Source organism: Domibacillus sp. F004, from assembly GCF_057814295.1.
On the sequence record NZ_JBVATB010000003.1, the window covers coordinates 176,187 to 194,212 of the forward strand.

At 42.4% G+C, this 18,026-nt stretch carries 16 protein-coding genes; 1 reads left to right on the forward strand and 15 read right to left on the reverse strand.

The window, feature by feature from the left end; translation table 11 throughout:
- The 7 genes from fmt to remA form a co-directional block, all read right to left on the reverse strand.
- Entirely contained in the window at positions 1–939 is a 939-nt protein-coding gene (gene fmt, locus ACZYRN_RS09460) for a methionyl-tRNA formyltransferase (RefSeq protein ID WP_488911304.1), read from the reverse strand.
- Positions 939–1,421 carry a peptide deformylase gene (def, locus tag ACZYRN_RS09465; RefSeq protein WP_488911305.1) on the reverse strand — a complete coding sequence of 161 codons (483 nt, stop codon included), beginning with the start codon at positions 1,419–1,421 and terminating at the stop codon, positions 939–941. The genes fmt and def overlap by 1 nt, the downstream gene beginning before the upstream one ends.
- Before the next feature lie 14 nt (positions 1,422–1,435).
- Positions 1,436–3,832, reverse strand: a complete 2,397-nt coding sequence (gene priA, locus ACZYRN_RS09470) for a primosomal protein N' (RefSeq protein ID WP_488911306.1) — start codon at positions 3,830–3,832, stop codon at positions 1,436–1,438.
- Positions 3,829–5,034: a bifunctional phosphopantothenoylcysteine decarboxylase/phosphopantothenate--cysteine ligase CoaBC gene (gene coaBC / locus ACZYRN_RS09475; protein ID WP_488911307.1), complete on the reverse strand. Its 1,206-nt coding sequence runs from the start codon at positions 5,032–5,034 to the stop codon at positions 3,829–3,831. The genes priA and coaBC overlap by 4 nt, the downstream gene beginning before the upstream one ends.
- A 283-nt stretch (positions 5,035–5,317) precedes the next feature.
- Positions 5,318–5,545 carry a DNA-directed RNA polymerase subunit omega gene (rpoZ, locus tag ACZYRN_RS09480; RefSeq protein ID WP_488911308.1) on the reverse strand — a complete coding sequence of 76 codons (228 nt, stop codon included), beginning with the start codon at positions 5,543–5,545 and terminating at the stop codon, positions 5,318–5,320.
- Entirely contained in the window at positions 5,545–6,162 is a 618-nt protein-coding gene (gene gmk / locus ACZYRN_RS09485; RefSeq protein WP_488911743.1) for a guanylate kinase, read from the reverse strand. Before gmk ends, rpoZ begins: the two co-directional genes overlap by 1 nt.
- 5 nt (positions 6,163–6,167) lie before the next feature.
- Positions 6,168–6,437, reverse strand: a complete 270-nt coding sequence (remA, locus tag ACZYRN_RS09490; RefSeq protein WP_488911309.1) for an extracellular matrix/biofilm regulator RemA — start codon at positions 6,435–6,437, stop codon at positions 6,168–6,170.
- A gap of 157 nt (positions 6,438–6,594) precedes the next feature.
- Between remA and ACZYRN_RS09495 the strand changes: the two genes are divergently transcribed.
- On the forward strand, positions 6,595–8,298 hold the full coding sequence (locus tag ACZYRN_RS09495) for an Rqc2 family fibronectin-binding protein (RefSeq protein ID WP_488911310.1): 1,704 nt from the start codon (positions 6,595–6,597) through the stop codon (positions 8,296–8,298).
- A gap of 54 nt (positions 8,299–8,352) precedes the next feature.
- Here the strand turns inward: ACZYRN_RS09495 and pyrE are convergent, their stop codons facing one another.
- From pyrE to ACZYRN_RS09535, 8 genes are read right to left on the reverse strand one after another with little or no spacing between them, the layout of a single operon-like run.
- Positions 8,353–8,979 carry an orotate phosphoribosyltransferase gene (pyrE, locus tag ACZYRN_RS09500; RefSeq protein WP_488911312.1) on the reverse strand — a complete coding sequence of 209 codons (627 nt, stop codon included), beginning with the start codon at positions 8,977–8,979 and terminating at the stop codon, positions 8,353–8,355.
- Position 8,980: 1 nt separating this feature from the next.
- Positions 8,981–9,691, reverse strand: coding sequence for an orotidine-5'-phosphate decarboxylase (pyrF, locus tag ACZYRN_RS09505; RefSeq protein WP_488911314.1), 711 nt, complete (start codon positions 9,689–9,691; stop codon positions 8,981–8,983).
- On the reverse strand, positions 9,691–10,602 hold the full coding sequence (locus ACZYRN_RS09510) for a dihydroorotate dehydrogenase (RefSeq protein WP_488911316.1): 912 nt from the start codon (positions 10,600–10,602) through the stop codon (positions 9,691–9,693). The genes pyrF and ACZYRN_RS09510 overlap by 1 nt, the downstream gene beginning before the upstream one ends.
- Entirely contained in the window at positions 10,599–11,378 is a 780-nt protein-coding gene (locus ACZYRN_RS09515; protein WP_488911317.1) for a dihydroorotate dehydrogenase electron transfer subunit, read from the reverse strand. Before ACZYRN_RS09515 ends, ACZYRN_RS09510 begins: the two co-directional genes overlap by 4 nt.
- Positions 11,375–14,581 (reverse strand): carbamoyl-phosphate synthase large subunit, encoded by a 3,207-nt coding sequence (carB, locus tag ACZYRN_RS09520; RefSeq protein ID WP_488911318.1) that lies wholly within the window; start codon positions 14,579–14,581, stop codon positions 11,375–11,377. The genes ACZYRN_RS09515 and carB overlap by 4 nt, the downstream gene beginning before the upstream one ends.
- Positions 14,574–15,665 carry a carbamoyl phosphate synthase small subunit gene (locus ACZYRN_RS09525; RefSeq protein ID WP_488911744.1) on the reverse strand — a complete coding sequence of 364 codons (1,092 nt, stop codon included), beginning with the start codon at positions 15,663–15,665 and terminating at the stop codon, positions 14,574–14,576. Before ACZYRN_RS09525 ends, carB begins: the two co-directional genes overlap by 8 nt.
- On the reverse strand, positions 15,662–16,948 hold the full coding sequence (gene pyrC, locus ACZYRN_RS09530) for a dihydroorotase (RefSeq protein WP_488911319.1): 1,287 nt from the start codon (positions 16,946–16,948) through the stop codon (positions 15,662–15,664). Before pyrC ends, ACZYRN_RS09525 begins: the two co-directional genes overlap by 4 nt.
- Positions 16,932–17,843, reverse strand: coding sequence for an aspartate carbamoyltransferase catalytic subunit (locus ACZYRN_RS09535; RefSeq protein WP_488911320.1), 912 nt, complete (start codon positions 17,841–17,843; stop codon positions 16,932–16,934). The genes pyrC and ACZYRN_RS09535 overlap by 17 nt, the downstream gene beginning before the upstream one ends.
- Positions 17,844–18,026 lie beyond the last annotated feature (183 nt).

Here is an 18,026-nt window from a genome sequence, read left to right on the forward strand (position 1 = left end):
TTATTCTCCAAACCTCATACCGACTTTTAATGTAGAACCTGAACCGCGTAAATAATCACGTGCACTCATCCGCTTTTTCCCAGCAGGCTGTAATTCCATAATTTTAAGAGCCGTATTCGATCCAGTGGATACAATAAAACTATCTTCGTCGATAGCTATTACTTCACCGGGTGCTGACGATCCGGTTTCTTTTGTTACTTTCCATATTTTCACAACATTGCCATCAAGCGTCGTGTAGGCAACTGGCCATGGATGAAGACCGCGCACTTGATTATACAGCTCTTCACCCGGCCGGTTCCAATCCATTTTTTCATCCGCACGGCGTATATTTGGTGCAAATGTCGCTTTTGATTCGTCCTGCGGCGTACGGCTGGCTGTTCCTGATAAAATAGCTGGAATCGTTTCAGATAACAGCGCTGCCCCTATTTCACTTAATTTATCGTGCAATATCCCCGTATGATCTGCTTCATCAATTGGAATGACCGACTGACTAATGATATCACCGGCATCTAACTTTTCAGCCATATACATAATCGTAATGCCTGTTTCTTTTTTCCCTTGTAACAGTGAATAATGAATGGGGGCTCCTCCACGCAATTCTGGCAGCAGCGATGCATGAACATTAATACAGCCATATTTCGGTGCCTCCAGTAGTTCATTTGGCAAAAGCTGCCCGTATGCAGCCGTGACAACTAAATCCGGTTTCAGATCAATAATTTCGTATAGTTCATCAGACTTCGACAATTTTTCCGGTTGTAAAACAAGCAAATTATGTGCAATGGCTGCCTCTTTTACCGGCGGCGGTGTCATCACTTTTTTACGGCCAACAGGTCTGTCCGGCTGTGTAACCACAGCAAGAACATCATACCCGTCTGCGACTAGTTGATCGAGAACCGGAACAGAGAATTGGGGGGTGCCCATAAATATAATTTTCGTCATTAAGAATCCACCCTTTCCAATTCTTCTGCTGGAATGTATTTTATTACTTTCGATGTAAATAAAACACCATCAAGATGATCCATTTCATGCAATATTGCCCGAGCTAAAAAGCCTGTTGCTTGCAATGTATACGAACGTCCTTTTACATTTTTCGCTTTTATTTTAATGACCTTTGGGCGGCTTACTTCACCGTATAATTCTGGAAAACTTAAGCACCCTTCAATATCCGTTTGCTCGCCCGATGCTTCTATCAGTTCTGGATTAATTAACACAATTAATCCATGCTCATCCTCAATATCTACAATAGCTAGACGGATATCTTGTCCGATTTGTGGTGCAGCAAGGCCCACGCCATCCGCTTCAATCATTGTCTCTTGCATATCCCGTATGAGACGTTTTAGCTTGCTGTCAAATTGAGTCACTGGACGGCATTTTGTTTCTAAAATAACGGAAGGATGTTCAATAATTTTCAATAACGTCATATATTTCCTCTTTTCTACATTAACATATATGGATGTATATCAATAGACACTAAGAGTCCGTTCGATTTTCCTTGTTTAGCATAATAGTCAAGCACTTCTTTTAAAACGGTTTTTAACTTTGGTTCACGTTTGTATTTTATCAAACATTGCCAACGATATCTATCGTTGATCCGCGCGATTGGCGATGCAACTGGCCCAAGAATGACAGCAGCAGGTGAAAGTGATGGTTTTATTTTCGCAACAATTTTATTTGCAGCACTGGATGCTTCAATTGCTTCTTTATGACTTACATTAATAAGTGTTAAATAATAAAATGGCGGATAACCACCCATTTTCCGCATCGTCATTTCCTGCTGATAAAACGATTCATAATTTTGTTCCGCAGCAAGTTGAATGCTGTAATGCTCCGGCGTATACGTCTGAATAACTACTTCGCCTGGCAATTGATGCCGACCGGCGCGTCCACTCACTTGTGTTAACAGCTGAAAAGTTTTTTCCGATGAACGAAAATCAGGCAAATGAAGCATCGTATCAGCGCTCAATACACCGACAAGCGTAATATCAGGAAAATCGAGTCCTTTTGCAATCATTTGCGTTCCCAGTAATATATCAGCTTGTTTATTACCAAACTGACGAAGCAACCTTTCATGTGCTCCTTTCGTTCCTGTTGTATCAACGTCCATACGGATAATACGCGCCTCAGGTAAGAGCTTCAACAATTCTTCCTCGACCTTTTGCGTACCAGTGCCAAAATGGCGGATATGCTCACTACTGCATTCGGGGCACAGACTCGGTGCCTGCTCTTCATAGCCACAGTAATGACACTTTAACTGATGACGGTGCCGGTGATATGTCATCGATACATCACAATGCGGACAACCGGCCACATACCCGCAATCACGACACATGATAAAGGATGAATAGCCGCGTTTATTCAAAAACAAAACGGTTTGTTCTCCTTTTTCAAGTCGATCTTTTATTTTATCAAAAAGTGTACGAGAAAACATCGACCGGTTTCCTTCACGCAGTTCTTCTCTCATATCGATAATATTAACGCTGGGCAGTGGACGGTCATTGACACGACTATCGAGCGTTAAAAGTGTATATACACCTTTTTTTGCCCGAGCGAATGATTCCATTGATGGTGTTGCACTCCCTAAAATAACCGGACAATTATAGTAAGCAGCCCGCCAAATCGCTACATCACGTGCATGGTAACGGGGATTCTCTTCCTGTTTATAGCTCGTTTCGTGCTCTTCATCAATGATAATAAGCCCTATATTTTCAAATGGCGCAAAAACAGCCGATCGTGCACCGACGACGACTTTCACTTCTTTCCGGCTAATTTTCCTCCATTCATCATACTTTTCTCCAATGGATAGACCACTGTGAAGCACCGCAACATCATTTCCAAATCGGCTCTTAAATCGCTCCGTCATTTGCGGTGTCAAAGAAATTTCTGGTACTAGCACAATAGCTTCCTGCCCTTTTTCAATGACTCGGCTAATCGATTGCAAATAAATTTCTGTTTTCCCGCTTCCCGTTACCCCATGAAGCAAAAATGTCTCTGTTATACCCTCGTTTATTGTGGCTAGAATCGGTGCGATTGCTTCCTGTTGATTTTCTGTTAATTCGAGTGGCTGATCTGGCTCAAAATGCCTTCCACTATATGGATCGCGATACATTTCTTCCTGCTTTTCTTCTATCCACCCTTTTCCAATCAGTGATTTCGCTGTTGCAGATGACATACCCGTTTCTTTTAACGTCAGCCAGCCGCCTTTTCGTCCTGAAAAGGCGAGTAGTGCTTCCTTTTGTTTAACCGCATTTTTGGCTATCACTTCAACTGTTTCAGCCAGTGCCTCTTCTGACAATAAGCACCTCACCATACGGACCGTTTTTTTACGTCCTTTGCTTTTAACCGAATAGATAACTTCTATCGAGCCGTTTTTCACTTCTTTTCGAATATCAGTCAGTACATCAGTATTACATACTTCTTCCCATGGAATTTCCGTGCGGCCTTTAAATAAGGAAGCCAGTTCTGGTTGAATAGGCTTCTCTTCTATCAGACGGATTATTTTTGAGTATTTCGCTTTCATCGCTGCTGGCAACATAACGTGAAGAGCAGATATTTTATAACAGAGCGATTCGATTGTTAACCAGTGGGCCAGACTCATTAATTCTTCGCTTAATACAGGGACAATATCCATTGGCTCTACGATGGGTTTTAACTTGCGGATCTCTGTGTTTTCTTTTATCTCAAGGACGAATCCTTGCACGTGACGCGGACCAAAAGGCACGATGACACGCATACCGGGTTGAATGACTTCCTGCCATCGTTCCGGAATTGCATAGTCAAATGGGCGATCTGTCTGCATAACAGCCACATCGACAATGACAGATGCTATTTTCATTGTCTATCACCCATTTGCTCAATTGCTTCTGTTAAAAGTTGAACGGCCGCTTCCTTTTTTGACATCATCTCGAATTCTTTATGTGACCCATCACGGTGAAAAATAGTAATAATATTTGTATCGCCTCCGAATCCTGCACCTGCCTGCTTTACATTGTTTGCCACAATCATATCGGCATTTTTAGATTGCAGCTTTCGTCTGGCATACATCTTAATATCGTTCGTTTCGGCTGCAAATCCAATTAAAAACTGATGTTTTTTTTGTTCACCGAGTGTTTTTAAAATATCAATCGTCCGCTCAAGTTGCATTGATAATTCACCGTCTTGTTTCTTCATTTTATGATCATGGACACGTTTCGGCCGATAATCGGCAACGGCTGCCGTTTTCACGACGATGTCTGCTTCCTCATACAATGACATGACCGCTTGGAACATCTCATCTGCACTTTCAACATAGGTAATGGAAATTCCTAAAGGCGATTCAAGGTTGACTGGACCGGAAATAAGTTCCACATCCGCGCCGAAGTCACGTGCTGCTTCAGCGACTGCATAGCCCATTTTACCAGTTGATCGGTTAGTGAAAAAACGAACCGGATCTACTGCTTCACGAGTCGGTCCTGCTGTGACGATGACTTTTTTTCCAGCAAGCGGTTTATACTGCTTTTCTGAAAAATAATCTGAAACGAGCGCTGCAATAATTTCCGGTTCTTCCAGACGCCCTTTTCCTGTATAGCCACATGCAAGATACCCTTCACCCGGTTCAATAAATCGATAACCATATGATTTAAGTGTATTCATATTATTTTGTACGGCTGGATGAGCATACATGTGAACATTCATTGCTGGGGCGATCCATCGTGGGGCTGTAGCAGCAAGTAAAACAGTCGAAACCATGTCATCACCGATGCCATTAGCCATTTTTGCGATCATATTAGCTGTGGCCGGAGCGACGATTACAAGATCTGCCCAGTCAGCAATATCAATGTGCGCAATTTTTGCCGGGTCTTTTTCGTCAAATGTGTCCGTATAAACAGGCTGGCCAGACAGCGCTTGAAACGTATTCACTGTGACAAATTGCTGCGCTGATTCAGTCATGACAACTTTCACCTCAGCACCCGCCTGTTTCAACTTACTTGTAAGGGCGGCCGCTTTATAAACAGCTATACCACCACTGACGCAAAGTAAAATATGTTTTCCATTCATACCATGTACCCCTCCGTCGGAATCATTCTTATAAAAAAGAAAAGGCCGGTATAAGCCGCCCTTTTACATTTGTTCATTATTTATCACAGATTAACAAGCAGTAAGCCTCACTTCAAGACGTAAAAAAATCAATAAAGAATAACTGCCTAAACAAGCCGATGGTTTCCGGGACCGGTCTGAAACCGGTCACTCATGTCTTGCCGCAGGCTGCAGCACTTTTTACTCGAGTTCCTTTTTATTTAGCGGGGAGATGATATAGACCCCTGCTGATGGAAGATTCACTTTATACTTCGTCTGAATACGTTTCATTCGCATTTTTCTTTTTCATTACAAGTTCATCAGCATAAATTTCTTCAAGCGCTTTGCCAACGAATTTATGTGATTTATATGAAGACAGCACTCCTGATCCTTTGTTTTCCTGCATATAACGCGCACGTTTAGCGGCAACACTAACAAGCGAGTATTTTGAATCAATTTTCGTCAATAAGTTATCAATGGATGGATATAACATTAATTTTCACCTTCTAGCATAATTTGATAGCGGTGCTGCACACGTTCACGGCGGCAATGTTCCGCTTCAATAATTGATTGGATACGGCGGCACGCCTGCTCAACTTCATCGTTTTCGACGACGTAGTCATATAAACTCATCATTTCAATTTCTTTTCTCGCCTGTTCCATACGGCCGCGAATCACAGCATCTGTCTCTGTACCGCGATTAATGATTCGGCTGTGCAGTTCGGAAAGACTTGGCGGTGCAAGAAAAATAAACAGTCCTTCTGGAAACTTTTCTCTCACCTGACGAGCACCTTCCACTTCAATTTCGAGAAAGATATCAGTTCCTGCATCAAGTGTGGCACGCACATAATCAACTGGCGTTCCATAATAATTGCCGACAAATTCTGCATATTCCAGCAGCTTTCCAGCGGCGATCAGCTGTTCAAATTCCTCACGGGATTTAAAAAAGTAATCGATCCCATCCACTTCTCCTTCACGCGGCTTGCGTGTTGTCATCGAAATCGAGTATTCAAACTTTAGATCGTCCCTTGAAAAAATTGCTTTTCGCACTGTCCCTTTGCCGACACCTGATGGTCCGGACAATACGATTAGCAAACCTTTTTCTTTCACGTCTTTCACATTCCTTCCTCCGCATCCTCATCTTTCAAAACAGCCCGGTTCGCCACTGTTTCTGGCTGAACGGCTGATAAAACAATATGATTGCTATCTGTAATAATAACTGCACGCGTTCTACGGCCAAATGTTGCATCGACAAGATTTCCCCGTTCACGTGAATCTTGAACAAGCCGTTTGATCGGTGCCGATTCCGGGCTGACGATTGCCACAATCCTCTCCCCCGAGACAACACTCCCGAAACCAATATTGATTAACTGCATCGCCCACATTCCCCTTTGTTATTCTTCTCCGTTCTTGCATACTTGATGTATTATATCATATTTTCTCCCATTATCGCTTAAAAAATAAGCAAACTGCAAATTTACGTATTCATCTATTCCATGATATGATGGATAAATATGTTCGTTTGAAAAGGGAGTATGACTTATGGCATTTGATGGATTATTTACGAAGGCAATGGTAGAAGAATTAAATGAAGCGCTTCAAGGCGGACGCGTCAATAAAATTCACCAGCCTTATAAAAATGAAATAATTATGGTTATTCGGGCGCGTGGAAAAAACAACAAACTTTTGCTATCTGCTCATCCGTCTTACGCACGAGTGCAATTGACAGATATGGTACAAGACAATCCATCTGAACCACCGCTTTTTTGCGTTATGATGCGGAAACATTTAGACGGAGCCATTTTAGAAAACATCCAGCAAAACGGGCTTGACCGGACCATTATGTTTGAGTTTAAAGGGAAAAATGAAATTGGCGATATTTCATACAAACAGCTGTATGTTGAAATAATGGGCCGTCATAGCAACATTATTCTCGTTGATAAAGAAAAAGGAACGATGATTGACAGTATTAAGCATATACCACCAGCCCAAAACAGCTACCGAACCATTTTGCCAGGTTCACTTTATGTAAACCCGCCAGCTCAAAACAAAAAAAATCCTCTTACTGCTGATGCAGAGACAATCTTGCAGTCTATTGATTTTAATACCGGTAAAATTGGAAAACAGCTCGTCGCTTCATTTGAAGGGTTATCGCCGCTTATTAGCAATGAAGTGGCTGCATGTGCGGGTCTTGCCAATCGGGAAACGATTCCCGATGCTTTTGTTAAAACAATGAAACCGATTTTTGAAAAAAAATATACGCCTGTTATGATTGATAGTGGGGATAAAACCTATTTTTATATGATTGACTTGTCCCATTTAAAAGGGGAACGTACGAAATTTGATACCTTATCTATGCTCTTGGACCGTTATTATTTCGGCAAAGCAGAACGCGATCGTGTCCGCCAGCAAGGAAATGACCTCGAGCGTTTAATCAGCAACGAACTTCAAAAAAACCGTTCAAAAATACACAAACTCAAACGAACTCTTGAAGAAGCAGAAAATGCTGGTGAATATCAGCGTCTTGGTGAGCTGTTAACAGCAAACTTGTATGCAGTAAAAAAAGGCATGAGTGAAATACAAGTACTCAATTATTATGATGAAGCAGGTTCTATGATAACGATCCCGCTTGATCCACGCAAAAATCCTGCTGACAACGCACAAAAATACTTTTCACGCTATCAAAAAGCAAAAAATGCGCTCATCATCGTTCAGGAACAGATTGCGAAAACAAATGATGAAATTCACTACTTTGAAGTTTTATTGCAACAGCTTGAATCCGCATCACCGCGGGATATAGAAGAAATTCGTGAAGAGCTCGTCGAAGAGGGTTATATTAAAGCACGTCATATGAAAAAGAAAAAGAAAGCAGAAAAACCAGTGATTGAAGAATATGTATCATCTGACGGTACGCCCATTCACGCTGGCAAAAATAATCGTCAAAACGATTATTTAACAAATAAAGTGGCAAGACGTGATGACATATGGCTTCATACGAAAGACATTCCTGGCTCCCACATCGTTATCCAATCAGCCGAGCCGTCAGAGGAAACTATTTTAGAAGCCGCAATCATTGCCGCCTATTACAGCAAAGCAAAAGATTCCTCTTCCGTACCAGTCGATTACACGAAAGTGCGCCACGTTAAAAAACCATCTGGTGCTAAGCCTGGCTTCGTTATTTACGATCATCAGCACACAGTTTACGTAACCCCTGACGAAGGCAAAGTGATGGAAATGAAGAAATAAAATGAAAGGAACTTTCCACTCTATATTGGAAAGTTCCTTTCATTTCGTTTTATTTTATTTCCTTCCCCATGCATCAGGGTTTTGTTTCCATTGTTTCAACGTTTCGATGTCGCTAGCTTCTACATATTCTTTTTCTGCTGCAACTTCAATTAATGCATCATAGTCGCTTAGCGCGACTGCTTGTAGTTGGGCTTCTGAAAGGCGAGAATCTCCTTTCGGCAACCCATATGTAAAGATTGCCGCAACACCAAGGACATGACAGCCTGCTTCACGCAACGCTTCTGCTGCTGTAATGGCACTGCCACCTGTTGAAATTAAGTCTTCAATAACGACAACTTTCGCACCTTCTGCAATTTTACCTTCAATTTGGTTGCCTTTTCCATGTTCTTTCGCTTTTGAGCGGACGTAACACATTGGCAAGTTTAACACATCTGATACCCATGCAGCATGGGGGATACCAGCGGTCGCTGTTCCAGCAAGGATTTCAGCTTCTGGATAGTTTGTTTTAATTAATTCTGCTAATCCTTTAGCGATTTTTTGACGCGTTTCCGGATAAGATAAAGTTAAGCGATTATCGCAATAAATGGGTGATTTCATGCCGGAAGACCACGTAAATGGATCGTTTGGCTGCAAATAAACCGCACGGATTTTCAATAATTCTTCTGCAATTTCTTTTTTCATTTTAAGATTGTCCCCCCCACAGTGCTTTTACATGATGATAGGCAGCGACTGGATCGGCTGCTTTCGTAATCGGACGACCTACAACGATCATAGTCGAACCGATTTCGCGTGCTTCTCTTGGATCAGCAATACGCTGCTGGTCATTCGCTAGTCCATCTTTTAAACGGATACCCGGTGTTACTTTATAAAATTGTTCACCGCACGCATCGCGGATGGCTGATGCTTCAAGAACCGAACATACGACACCGTCACACTCTGCTTCCTTCGCTTTTTTCGCGTAATGAAGCACGGACTCATGGAGCCGGACAGAAATTAACTGATCAGCTTGCATAGCTTCTTCCGATGTAGAAGTTAATTGTGTCACCGCCAGCAAAATGGGACGTTTGCCGTTAGTTGCCCCTTCGTCCAGGCCCGCACGAGCTGCCGCCATCATTTGAACACCGCCTGCTGCATGAACGTTAATCATGTCCACACCGAGTGATGCGAGTCCTTTCATCGCCTGACGCACTGTATTTGGAATATCATGCAGCTTCAAATCAAGGAAAATACGATGATTCATTTCTTTTAATCGTTCAATAATAAACGGACCATTTTGTAAATAAAGCTCCATGCCGACTTTTACATAAAGCTTTTCCTGATCAAATGGAGCAAGAAATTGTTCAGTTTGCTCCCATGAAGGGAAGTCTAGTGCAATAATTGGTTCTTTCTCCATTACTTCCAGCTCCGTCCCTTCAGTTCGCTAATATGATCCACGTTATGTGCTTCTAAATACTGATCTAACTGCTCAATTAATTCCTGGCATATAAACGGATTAACAAAGTTTGCGGTGCCAACTGCAATTGCATCTGCACCTGCAAAATAAAATTCAATAATGTCTTCTACACTTGAAATGCCGCCCATGCCAATAATTGACAAATTTGTATTTTGACTTACTTCATACACCATCCGAACAGCGACCGGTTTTACCGCAGGACCGGATAAGCCGCCTGTACGATTTGATAATACTGGGCGTGCTGTTTTTAAATCAATGCGCATACCGATTAATGTATTAATCATCGTAATACCATCTGCACCGCCATCTTCTACGGCTTTCGCCATTTCAACAATATTCGTGACGTTTGGCGAAAGCTTCACGTAAACGGGCACAGCCGATACTTCTTTTACACGCTTCGTCAGCTCTTTCGCTGTTTCCGGAATGGTACCAAAGGCGATACCGCCTGTTTTGACATTGGGACAAGAAATATTTAATTCCAGTGCATGAACGTTATCCACTTTGGAAATTTCTTTTGCCACTTGTACATAATCTTCCGTTTGGGATCCCGCTACGTTCGCAATAATCGGAACGTCAAATTGTTTCAACCATTCAAGTTCATTTGCAATAACTTTTTCAAGACCGGGATTTTGAAGACCAATTGCATTAAGCATGCCGGCTGGTGTTTCTGCGACACGCGGTGTTGCATTTCCGTAGCGTGGTTCTTCTGTTGTCGCTTTAATCATAATTGCTCCAAGCGTACTTAAATCGTACAGCTGGCTAAATTCACGGCCGAATCCAAAGCAACCTGATGCCGGCATAACCGGATTTTTTAACGAAAGACCGGGAAGTTCAATATTTAATCTGCTCAAAGCGCTACCTCCCCTGCTGGAAATACTGGACCATCACTGCAAACTTTGAAATATGCAGTGCCTGATTCATCTTCCTTTGGATGGCAGACGCAAGCGAAGCAAGCACCGATCCCGCAGCCCATACGTTCTTCAAGCGAAATATAACCGCGAGGGGCTGCATGAAGCTGTTCAACTGCTTTTAACATGACGGTTGGACCACATGTATAAAAAATATCCGCTTTTAACTCGTGATTGTTTACCACATCTGTGACAAATCCTTGCTCACCAAGTGAACCGTCTACTGTGGACACATACGTATCCCCAAGTGATAAAAATTGCTCTGTATAAAACGCTGCTTCTTTATTTTGAAAACCAAGTACATGAATGGTTTTGACACCATTGGCATTTAAACGGCGCGACAATTCATATAGAGGTGGCACGCCGATCCCGCCGCCAATTAAAAGCGCTGTTTGCCCTGGTTGTGCTTCCTCAACTGGAAAACCATGACCGAGTGGACCGAGTACGTCAACAAAGTCACCCGTACGTTTTTTCGCCAGTGCAGTCGTGCCTGCTCCTTCTGCCCGGTAAATCATCGTAAATTCCTGTTTTTCCTGTTCAATACGGGCGATGCTGATTGGGCGGCGCAAGAGCGGGATCATTTCCTCACCTGCTTTCAAATGAACGAATTGACCTGGTTCGTTCATTTGATTAACAAGTGTACCATGCAATGTCATTTCATAAATATTATGGGCGATTTCCGTTTGGTTTGTTACGGTCATCAACTCTTTTTGAATCATAAATGAGCCGCCTCCAATGCCGGTTTTGGCATTGCTTCCGCGTTAAAGATCATCGATTCAAGTACTTGTAAGATGGCATCAGCTGTATCCAGTGATGTTAAGCATGGGATACCATTTTCAACTGTTTCGCGGCGAATACGGAATCCGTCACGTGCTGGCTGTTTGCCTTTTGTGAGCGTATTAATAATAAATTGTACCTGTCCGCTGCGAATTAAATCAAGCATATCCGGACCTTTTGCACCAATTTTCGATACCGTTTCAACCGGTATACCAGATTCGCGTAAGAAGTTCGCTGTACCGTATGTCGCAAGCACTTGAAAACCAATATTGTAGAAGCGTTTTGCAAGTACTAGTGCTTCCTCTTTATCTTTATCCGCTACAGTTAACAGAACAGCGCCTTTTACCGGAATTTTCATACCGGATGCCACAAGCCCTTTATACAATGCTTTTTCAAGTGTAGCATCTTTCCCCATTACTTCACCTGTTGATTTCATTTCAGGACCGAGTGTTGTATCTACACGGCGCAATTTAGCAAAGGAGAAAACCGGTACTTTCACATAAACGCCTTCTTTTTCAGGTATAAGACCTGTCTCGTAGCCCATTTCTTTCAATGTTTGTCCCATAATGGCTTTTGTAGCAACATTCGCCATTGGAACATTGGTAATTTTACTCAAGAATGGAACAGTACGGCTTGAGCGCGGATTCACCTCAATAACGAATATATCGCCTTTAGAGATGACGTACTGAATATTCAATAGACCGATAATATTTAAGCCCTTCGCGAGTCTCACTGTGTAATCAATGATTTGTGCTTTTTGATCTTCTGTTAACTTTTGCGGTGGATAAACGGCAATCGAGTCACCTGAATGAACACCAGCGCGCTCAATGTGCTCCATAATACCTGGAATAACAACATCTATACCGTCCGAAATCGCATCAACTTCAATTTCCTGCCCTGTTAAATAACGGTCAATCAATACTGGATGTTCTGGATTGATTTTCACTGCATTTGTCATGTATTGAAGAAGTTCTGCTTCTTTATAAACGATTTCCATTGCGCGTCCACCGAGTACATAAGATGGACGGACAAGAACCGGATAACCAATGTGGTTTGCAATTTCAACCGCTGTCTCAACAGAGAACGCCGTTTTACCGAGTGGCTGCCGCACATCAAGTTCCTGTAATGCTTGCTCAAATTTATCACGGTTTTCAGCACGGTCTACGTCTTCTAGGCTCGTACCAAGAATTTTCACGCCATGTTCAACGAGTTTATCAGCAAGATTGATCGCTGTTTGTCCGCCGAATTGTACGATAACGCCTTCCGGTTTTTCATGATCAATAATATGCATCACATCTTCAATCGTGAGCGGTTCAAAGTATAGCTTATCGGAAATACTGAAGTCTGTTGAGACCGTTTCTGGGTTGTTATTCACAATAATTGCCTCGTAACCCGCTTCTTTTAACGCCCATACAGAGTGAACAGTCGCATAATCAAACTCGACACCTTGGCCAATTCGAATTGGACCTGAACCAAGAACGACAACGGATTTGCGATCTGTTACGATTGATTCGTTTTCTTCTTCATACGTACCGTAGTAGTATGGTGTTTCGGATTCAAATTCAGCAGCACACGTATCAACCGTTTTGAACACAGGAACGATGCCGTTTTCTTTGCGCCAGTCGTAAATTTCTTTATCTGTTTTCGCCCACATTTTTGCGATTGTTTTGTCTGCAAATCCGAGTTCTTTCGCTTTTTTGGCAACAACGGCATCAAACGGATTGTTTTCTACCTCTTTTTCAAAACGAACGATGTTTTCGAACTTTTTCAAGAAAAACAGGTCAATCTGGCTCCACTCATTAATCGTTTCAATTGTAATGCCGCGGCGCAGTGCTTCACCAAGATAGAACAAACGCTCATCGCCTGCTTTACGAATACGTTTTTCAATAAAAGCATCTTCTTTATCCGCAAGTTCATCAAGTCCGAGGTGAAAAACGCCGCTTTCAAGTGAACGTACCGCTTTCAACATGGATTCTTCAAACGTACGGCCGATCGCCATGACTTCGCCTGTTGCTTTCATTTGCGTGCCTAGTGTCCGGTTTGCGTTTTCAAATTTATCAAATGGCCAGCGTGGAATTTTCGATACGATGTAATCAAGTGCAGGCTCAAAACATGCGTACGTTTTTCCTGTAACAGGATTCATCATTTCGTCAAGTGTCAATCCAACCGCTATTTTTGCAGCAAGTTTCGCAATCGGATAACCTGTTGCTTTTGACGCAAGAGCAGATGAACGGCTTACACGAGGATTTACTTCAATAATGTAATACTGGAAACTATATGGATCAAGTGCTAGCTGTACGTTACAGCCGCCTTCAATACCGAGCGCGCGAATGATTTTCAAAGACGTGTTGCGAAGCATTTGATATTCACGGTCCGTCAATGTTTGGCTTGGTGCTACAACGATTGAATCGCCTGTGTGCACGCCGACTGGATCGATGTTTTCCATATTACATACAACGATCGCATTATCATTTGAGTCACGCATCACTTCATATTCAATTTCTTTAAAGCCGGCTATGCTTTTTTCAAGAAGACATTGCGTTACAGGACTATGTTTCAATCCGCTTGTAACAATTTCAATTAGTTCTTCTTCATTCTCGCAAATTCCGCCGCCTGTACCGCCCAGTGTATAAGCAGGGCGCACGATTACGGGATAGCCGACACGTTCAACGAATACATATGCTTCTTCTAAATTATGAATGATATCACTATCTGGTACTGGCTCTTTCAAATCATTCATTAAGTTACGGAATAGGTCTCGGTCTTCAGCTTGTTCAATCGCAGACAGTTTCGTCCCAAGTACTTCTACCCTATACTCTTCAAGCACACCTGCATTCGCCAATTCAACTGCCATGTTCAAACCTGTCTGTCCGCCAAGTGTCGGCAAAATTGCGTCTGGACGTTCCTTTTGAATAATACGGCTTACAAATTCAAGCGTGATTGGTTCAATATAGACAGCATCTGCAATTTCTGCATCTGTCATAATCGTTGCTGGATTTGAGTTAACAAGAATAACTCGATATCCTTCCTCTTTTAACGCAAGGCAGGCCTGCGTTCCTGCGTAATCAAACTCTGCTGCTTGGCCGATCACAATCGGTCCGGAGCCAATAACAAGTATACTTTTAATATCTGTGCGTTTAGGCATTTTGTTTCTCCTTTGCAACGTTCTTTTTCATCATATCAATAAAACGGTCGAATAATATATTATCGTCTTCCGGTCCCGGTGATGCTTCTGGATGATATTGAACCGTGAACGCTGGATGGATTTTATGAGCAAGTCCTTCTACTGTTCCATCGTTCAATGCAAGATGTGTTACTTTCAAATCTGTATTTTTAATCGTTTCTTCATTTACCGAATAGCCATGGTTTTGTGATGTAAGAGCTGTTCTTCCTGTTTCCAAATCTTTAACTGGATGATTTGCTCCACGGTGGCCGAATTTCATCTTAAATGTATCCGCGCCTGATGCAAGTGCAAAAAGCTGATGACCGAGACAAATACCAAAAATCGGCACTTTTCCGATTAAATATTTAACCGTTTCAATCGCATATGGTACCTCTTTCGGGTCCCCTGGTCCATTTGTGAGCATAATGCCATCTGGTTTGAATTGCATAATTCGCTCACCTGTTATATCGTGGGGCACAACAATAACATCACAGTTACGATTATTTAGCTCGCGTAAAATACCGTGCTTCATACCATAATCAATGACTACAACGCGGAATCCGCGGCCCGGGCTAGGATAAGCAGATTTTGTTGATACCTGTGCCACCTGGTCTGTCGACAATACGGTTGCTTGCAGACGGTGAACCACTTCTGCTGCATTTGCCTCCGCAGAAACAATAGTGCCTTTTAACGCACCATATTGACGAATAATACGTGTTAATTTACGTGTATCAATGCCAGAAATAGCTGGAATGTCTTTCATTTTTAAATATTCATCAATTGAAAACTCGCTCCTGAAGTTAGATGGAAAATCTGCTGCTTCTTTTACAACAAGTGCTTTCACAGCCGGTTGAATCGTTTCAAAATCATCACGGTTTATGCCATAATTTCCGATTAAAGGATACGTAAATGTAACAATCTGTCCGCAAAACGATGGATCAGATAGTGTTTCCTGATAGCCTGTCATTCCCGTCGTAAAGACAACTTCACCTGTAACATCTTTGTTACTTCCAAATCCTTCACCTGTAAATACCGTTCCATCTTCTAAAATCAGTTGTTTTTTCATGATTGTTTCATTCCTTCCTGCCATACAAGATTTCCTTCAAAAAATGTTGCTTTCGGCCATCCAGTTAATTTGCGGCCTGTAAATGGCGTGTTTTTCCCTTTAGATAAAAACGTTGCTGGATCGACTTCCTTTTCTGTTTCAAGGTCAATAACGGTAATATCTGCTACAACCCCTTCTTCTAAACGGCCAAACGGCAATTTAAATGTTTCAGCTGGTTTGATCGTCATCCAATCAACGAGTTGTTTTAATGTCATCACATTTTTTTGTACAAGCTCTGTATATAGAAGCGGAAATGCTGTTTCAAATCCAGTAATACCGAATGGCGCTTTTTGGATCCCGGCTGCTTTTTCTTCCGCTGTATGCGGTGCGTGATCCGTTGCGATGAAATCGATTGTCCCATCGAGCAACCCTTCAATTAACGCCTCTTTATCTGCGGACGAGCGCAGCGGTGGATTCATCTTAAAATTCGGGTCTTGCTCTGGAATATCAAGGTCTGTTAGCACAAGATGATGCGGTGATACTTCTCCTGTCACATGAATACCGGCTTTTTTCGCATCACGAATAACACGGACCGATTCTTTCGTGCTGACATGACAGACATGATAGTGACAATTTGCTGCTTCAGCAAGCAGTACATCACGAGCAATCTGTACAGATTCACAGATGGCGGGAATACCTGGAATGCTTTCACGTTTTGAATACTCTCCTTCGTGAACGACACCGCCATAAATTAAACTGTTATCTTCGCAGTGGGCAACAATTGCCATGTCGATCGCTGCTGCCTTTTTCATCGCTGCATGCATCATGCCGGCCTCTTGAACACCTACGCCATCATCCGTATACGCAAATGCGCCGTTTTCTTTTAATGAGGGGAAATCGACCAGTTCTTTTCCAGCTTGGCGGATTGTAATCGATGCATAGGGCAATACGCGAACGTGCGCTTTTTCATTAATTAAGCTGTTTACTTTTTGAAGGTTTTCTTTTGTATCAGGTACAGGACGTGTATTTGGCATAGCGGCAATTGTCGTAAATCCGCCTTTCGCTGCGGCCATTGTGCCTGAATCGATCGTTTCTTTATGCTCACCGCCCGGTTCCCGCAAGTGAACATGCAGATCAACGAGACCCGGTGCAACCAGGCTGCCGCCTGCATCAATCACTTCTTCATTAGATGCTGCAAGAGCCGTGCCGATTTCAGCAATTTTACCAGCTTGAATACGAATATCCGCACTCACTAATTCACCATTTTCATTTAAGATTTGTCCATTTTTAATTAACCAGCTCATTTGACAATCTCCCTTCAAGTACCTCTTTTAATACGGCCATGCGTACATATACCCCGTTCTCCATCTGTTTAAATATACGTGATCGTTCGCACTCAACCAAACTGTCGGCAATTTCTACGTCACGGTTTACCGGTGCTGGGTGCATAATAATACTCCCTTTTTTCATGCGCTGTTCCCGCTCTTCCGTTAATCCGAAGTGAACGTGATATTCTTCTTTCGTCATTACAGACGCCACTTGGTGCCGTTCATGCTGAATGCGCAGAAGCATAAGAACATCCACCTGTTCGATAAGTTCATCAATTTCAACATATCCGCCTGAATTCATAAACTCCTCTTCAAACCATTCCGGTGGTCCTGAAAACTTTACATCTGCACCAAGTCTTTGCAATGCTTCTGCATTTGAACGGGCAACCCGACTATGCCGAATATCGCCGACAATGCCAATTTTTAAGCCTTCAAACGAAGAAAATTCCTGTTGAATAGTGAGTAGGTCAAGTAAACATTGTGTCGGATGCTGTCCGCAACCGTCGCCTGCGTTAATAACTGGAATGTCAAGACGACCAATAAGTTCATCATAATATGCATCTTCTTCGTGGCGAATAACTACTGCATTCACACCAATTGCTTCCATTGTGCGCACTGTATCATACAGTGTCTCACCTTTTAAGACGCTCGAACTTCCAACATCAAATGGTATGATATCCAATCCTATTTTTCGTTCTGCCATTTCAAAACTTGTTTTCGTTCTCGTACTCGCCTCAAAAAACAAATTTGCGACAAATATTTTATTATTCGGCGACCATACTTCGCCTTCCGCAAATTTCTGCGCCTGCATTAATATTAACAAAATTTCATCTTTATTCATATCTCTAATTGAAACTATATTTTTTACCATCAATTTTCGCCTCCGTTTTCATGAAAAAAACACCCTCAAGAACGGGGTGTTTTTCGTCTTTACAGCATAACGAAGCTGTACTGCACAAACGCGCAGAACGATTTCACCCTTAAATGCCTCTCGTGCACTTTTAAAAGGTTGTCAATGTTCATAAAGCCTCTCAGGACTTTCATTTAACATTCA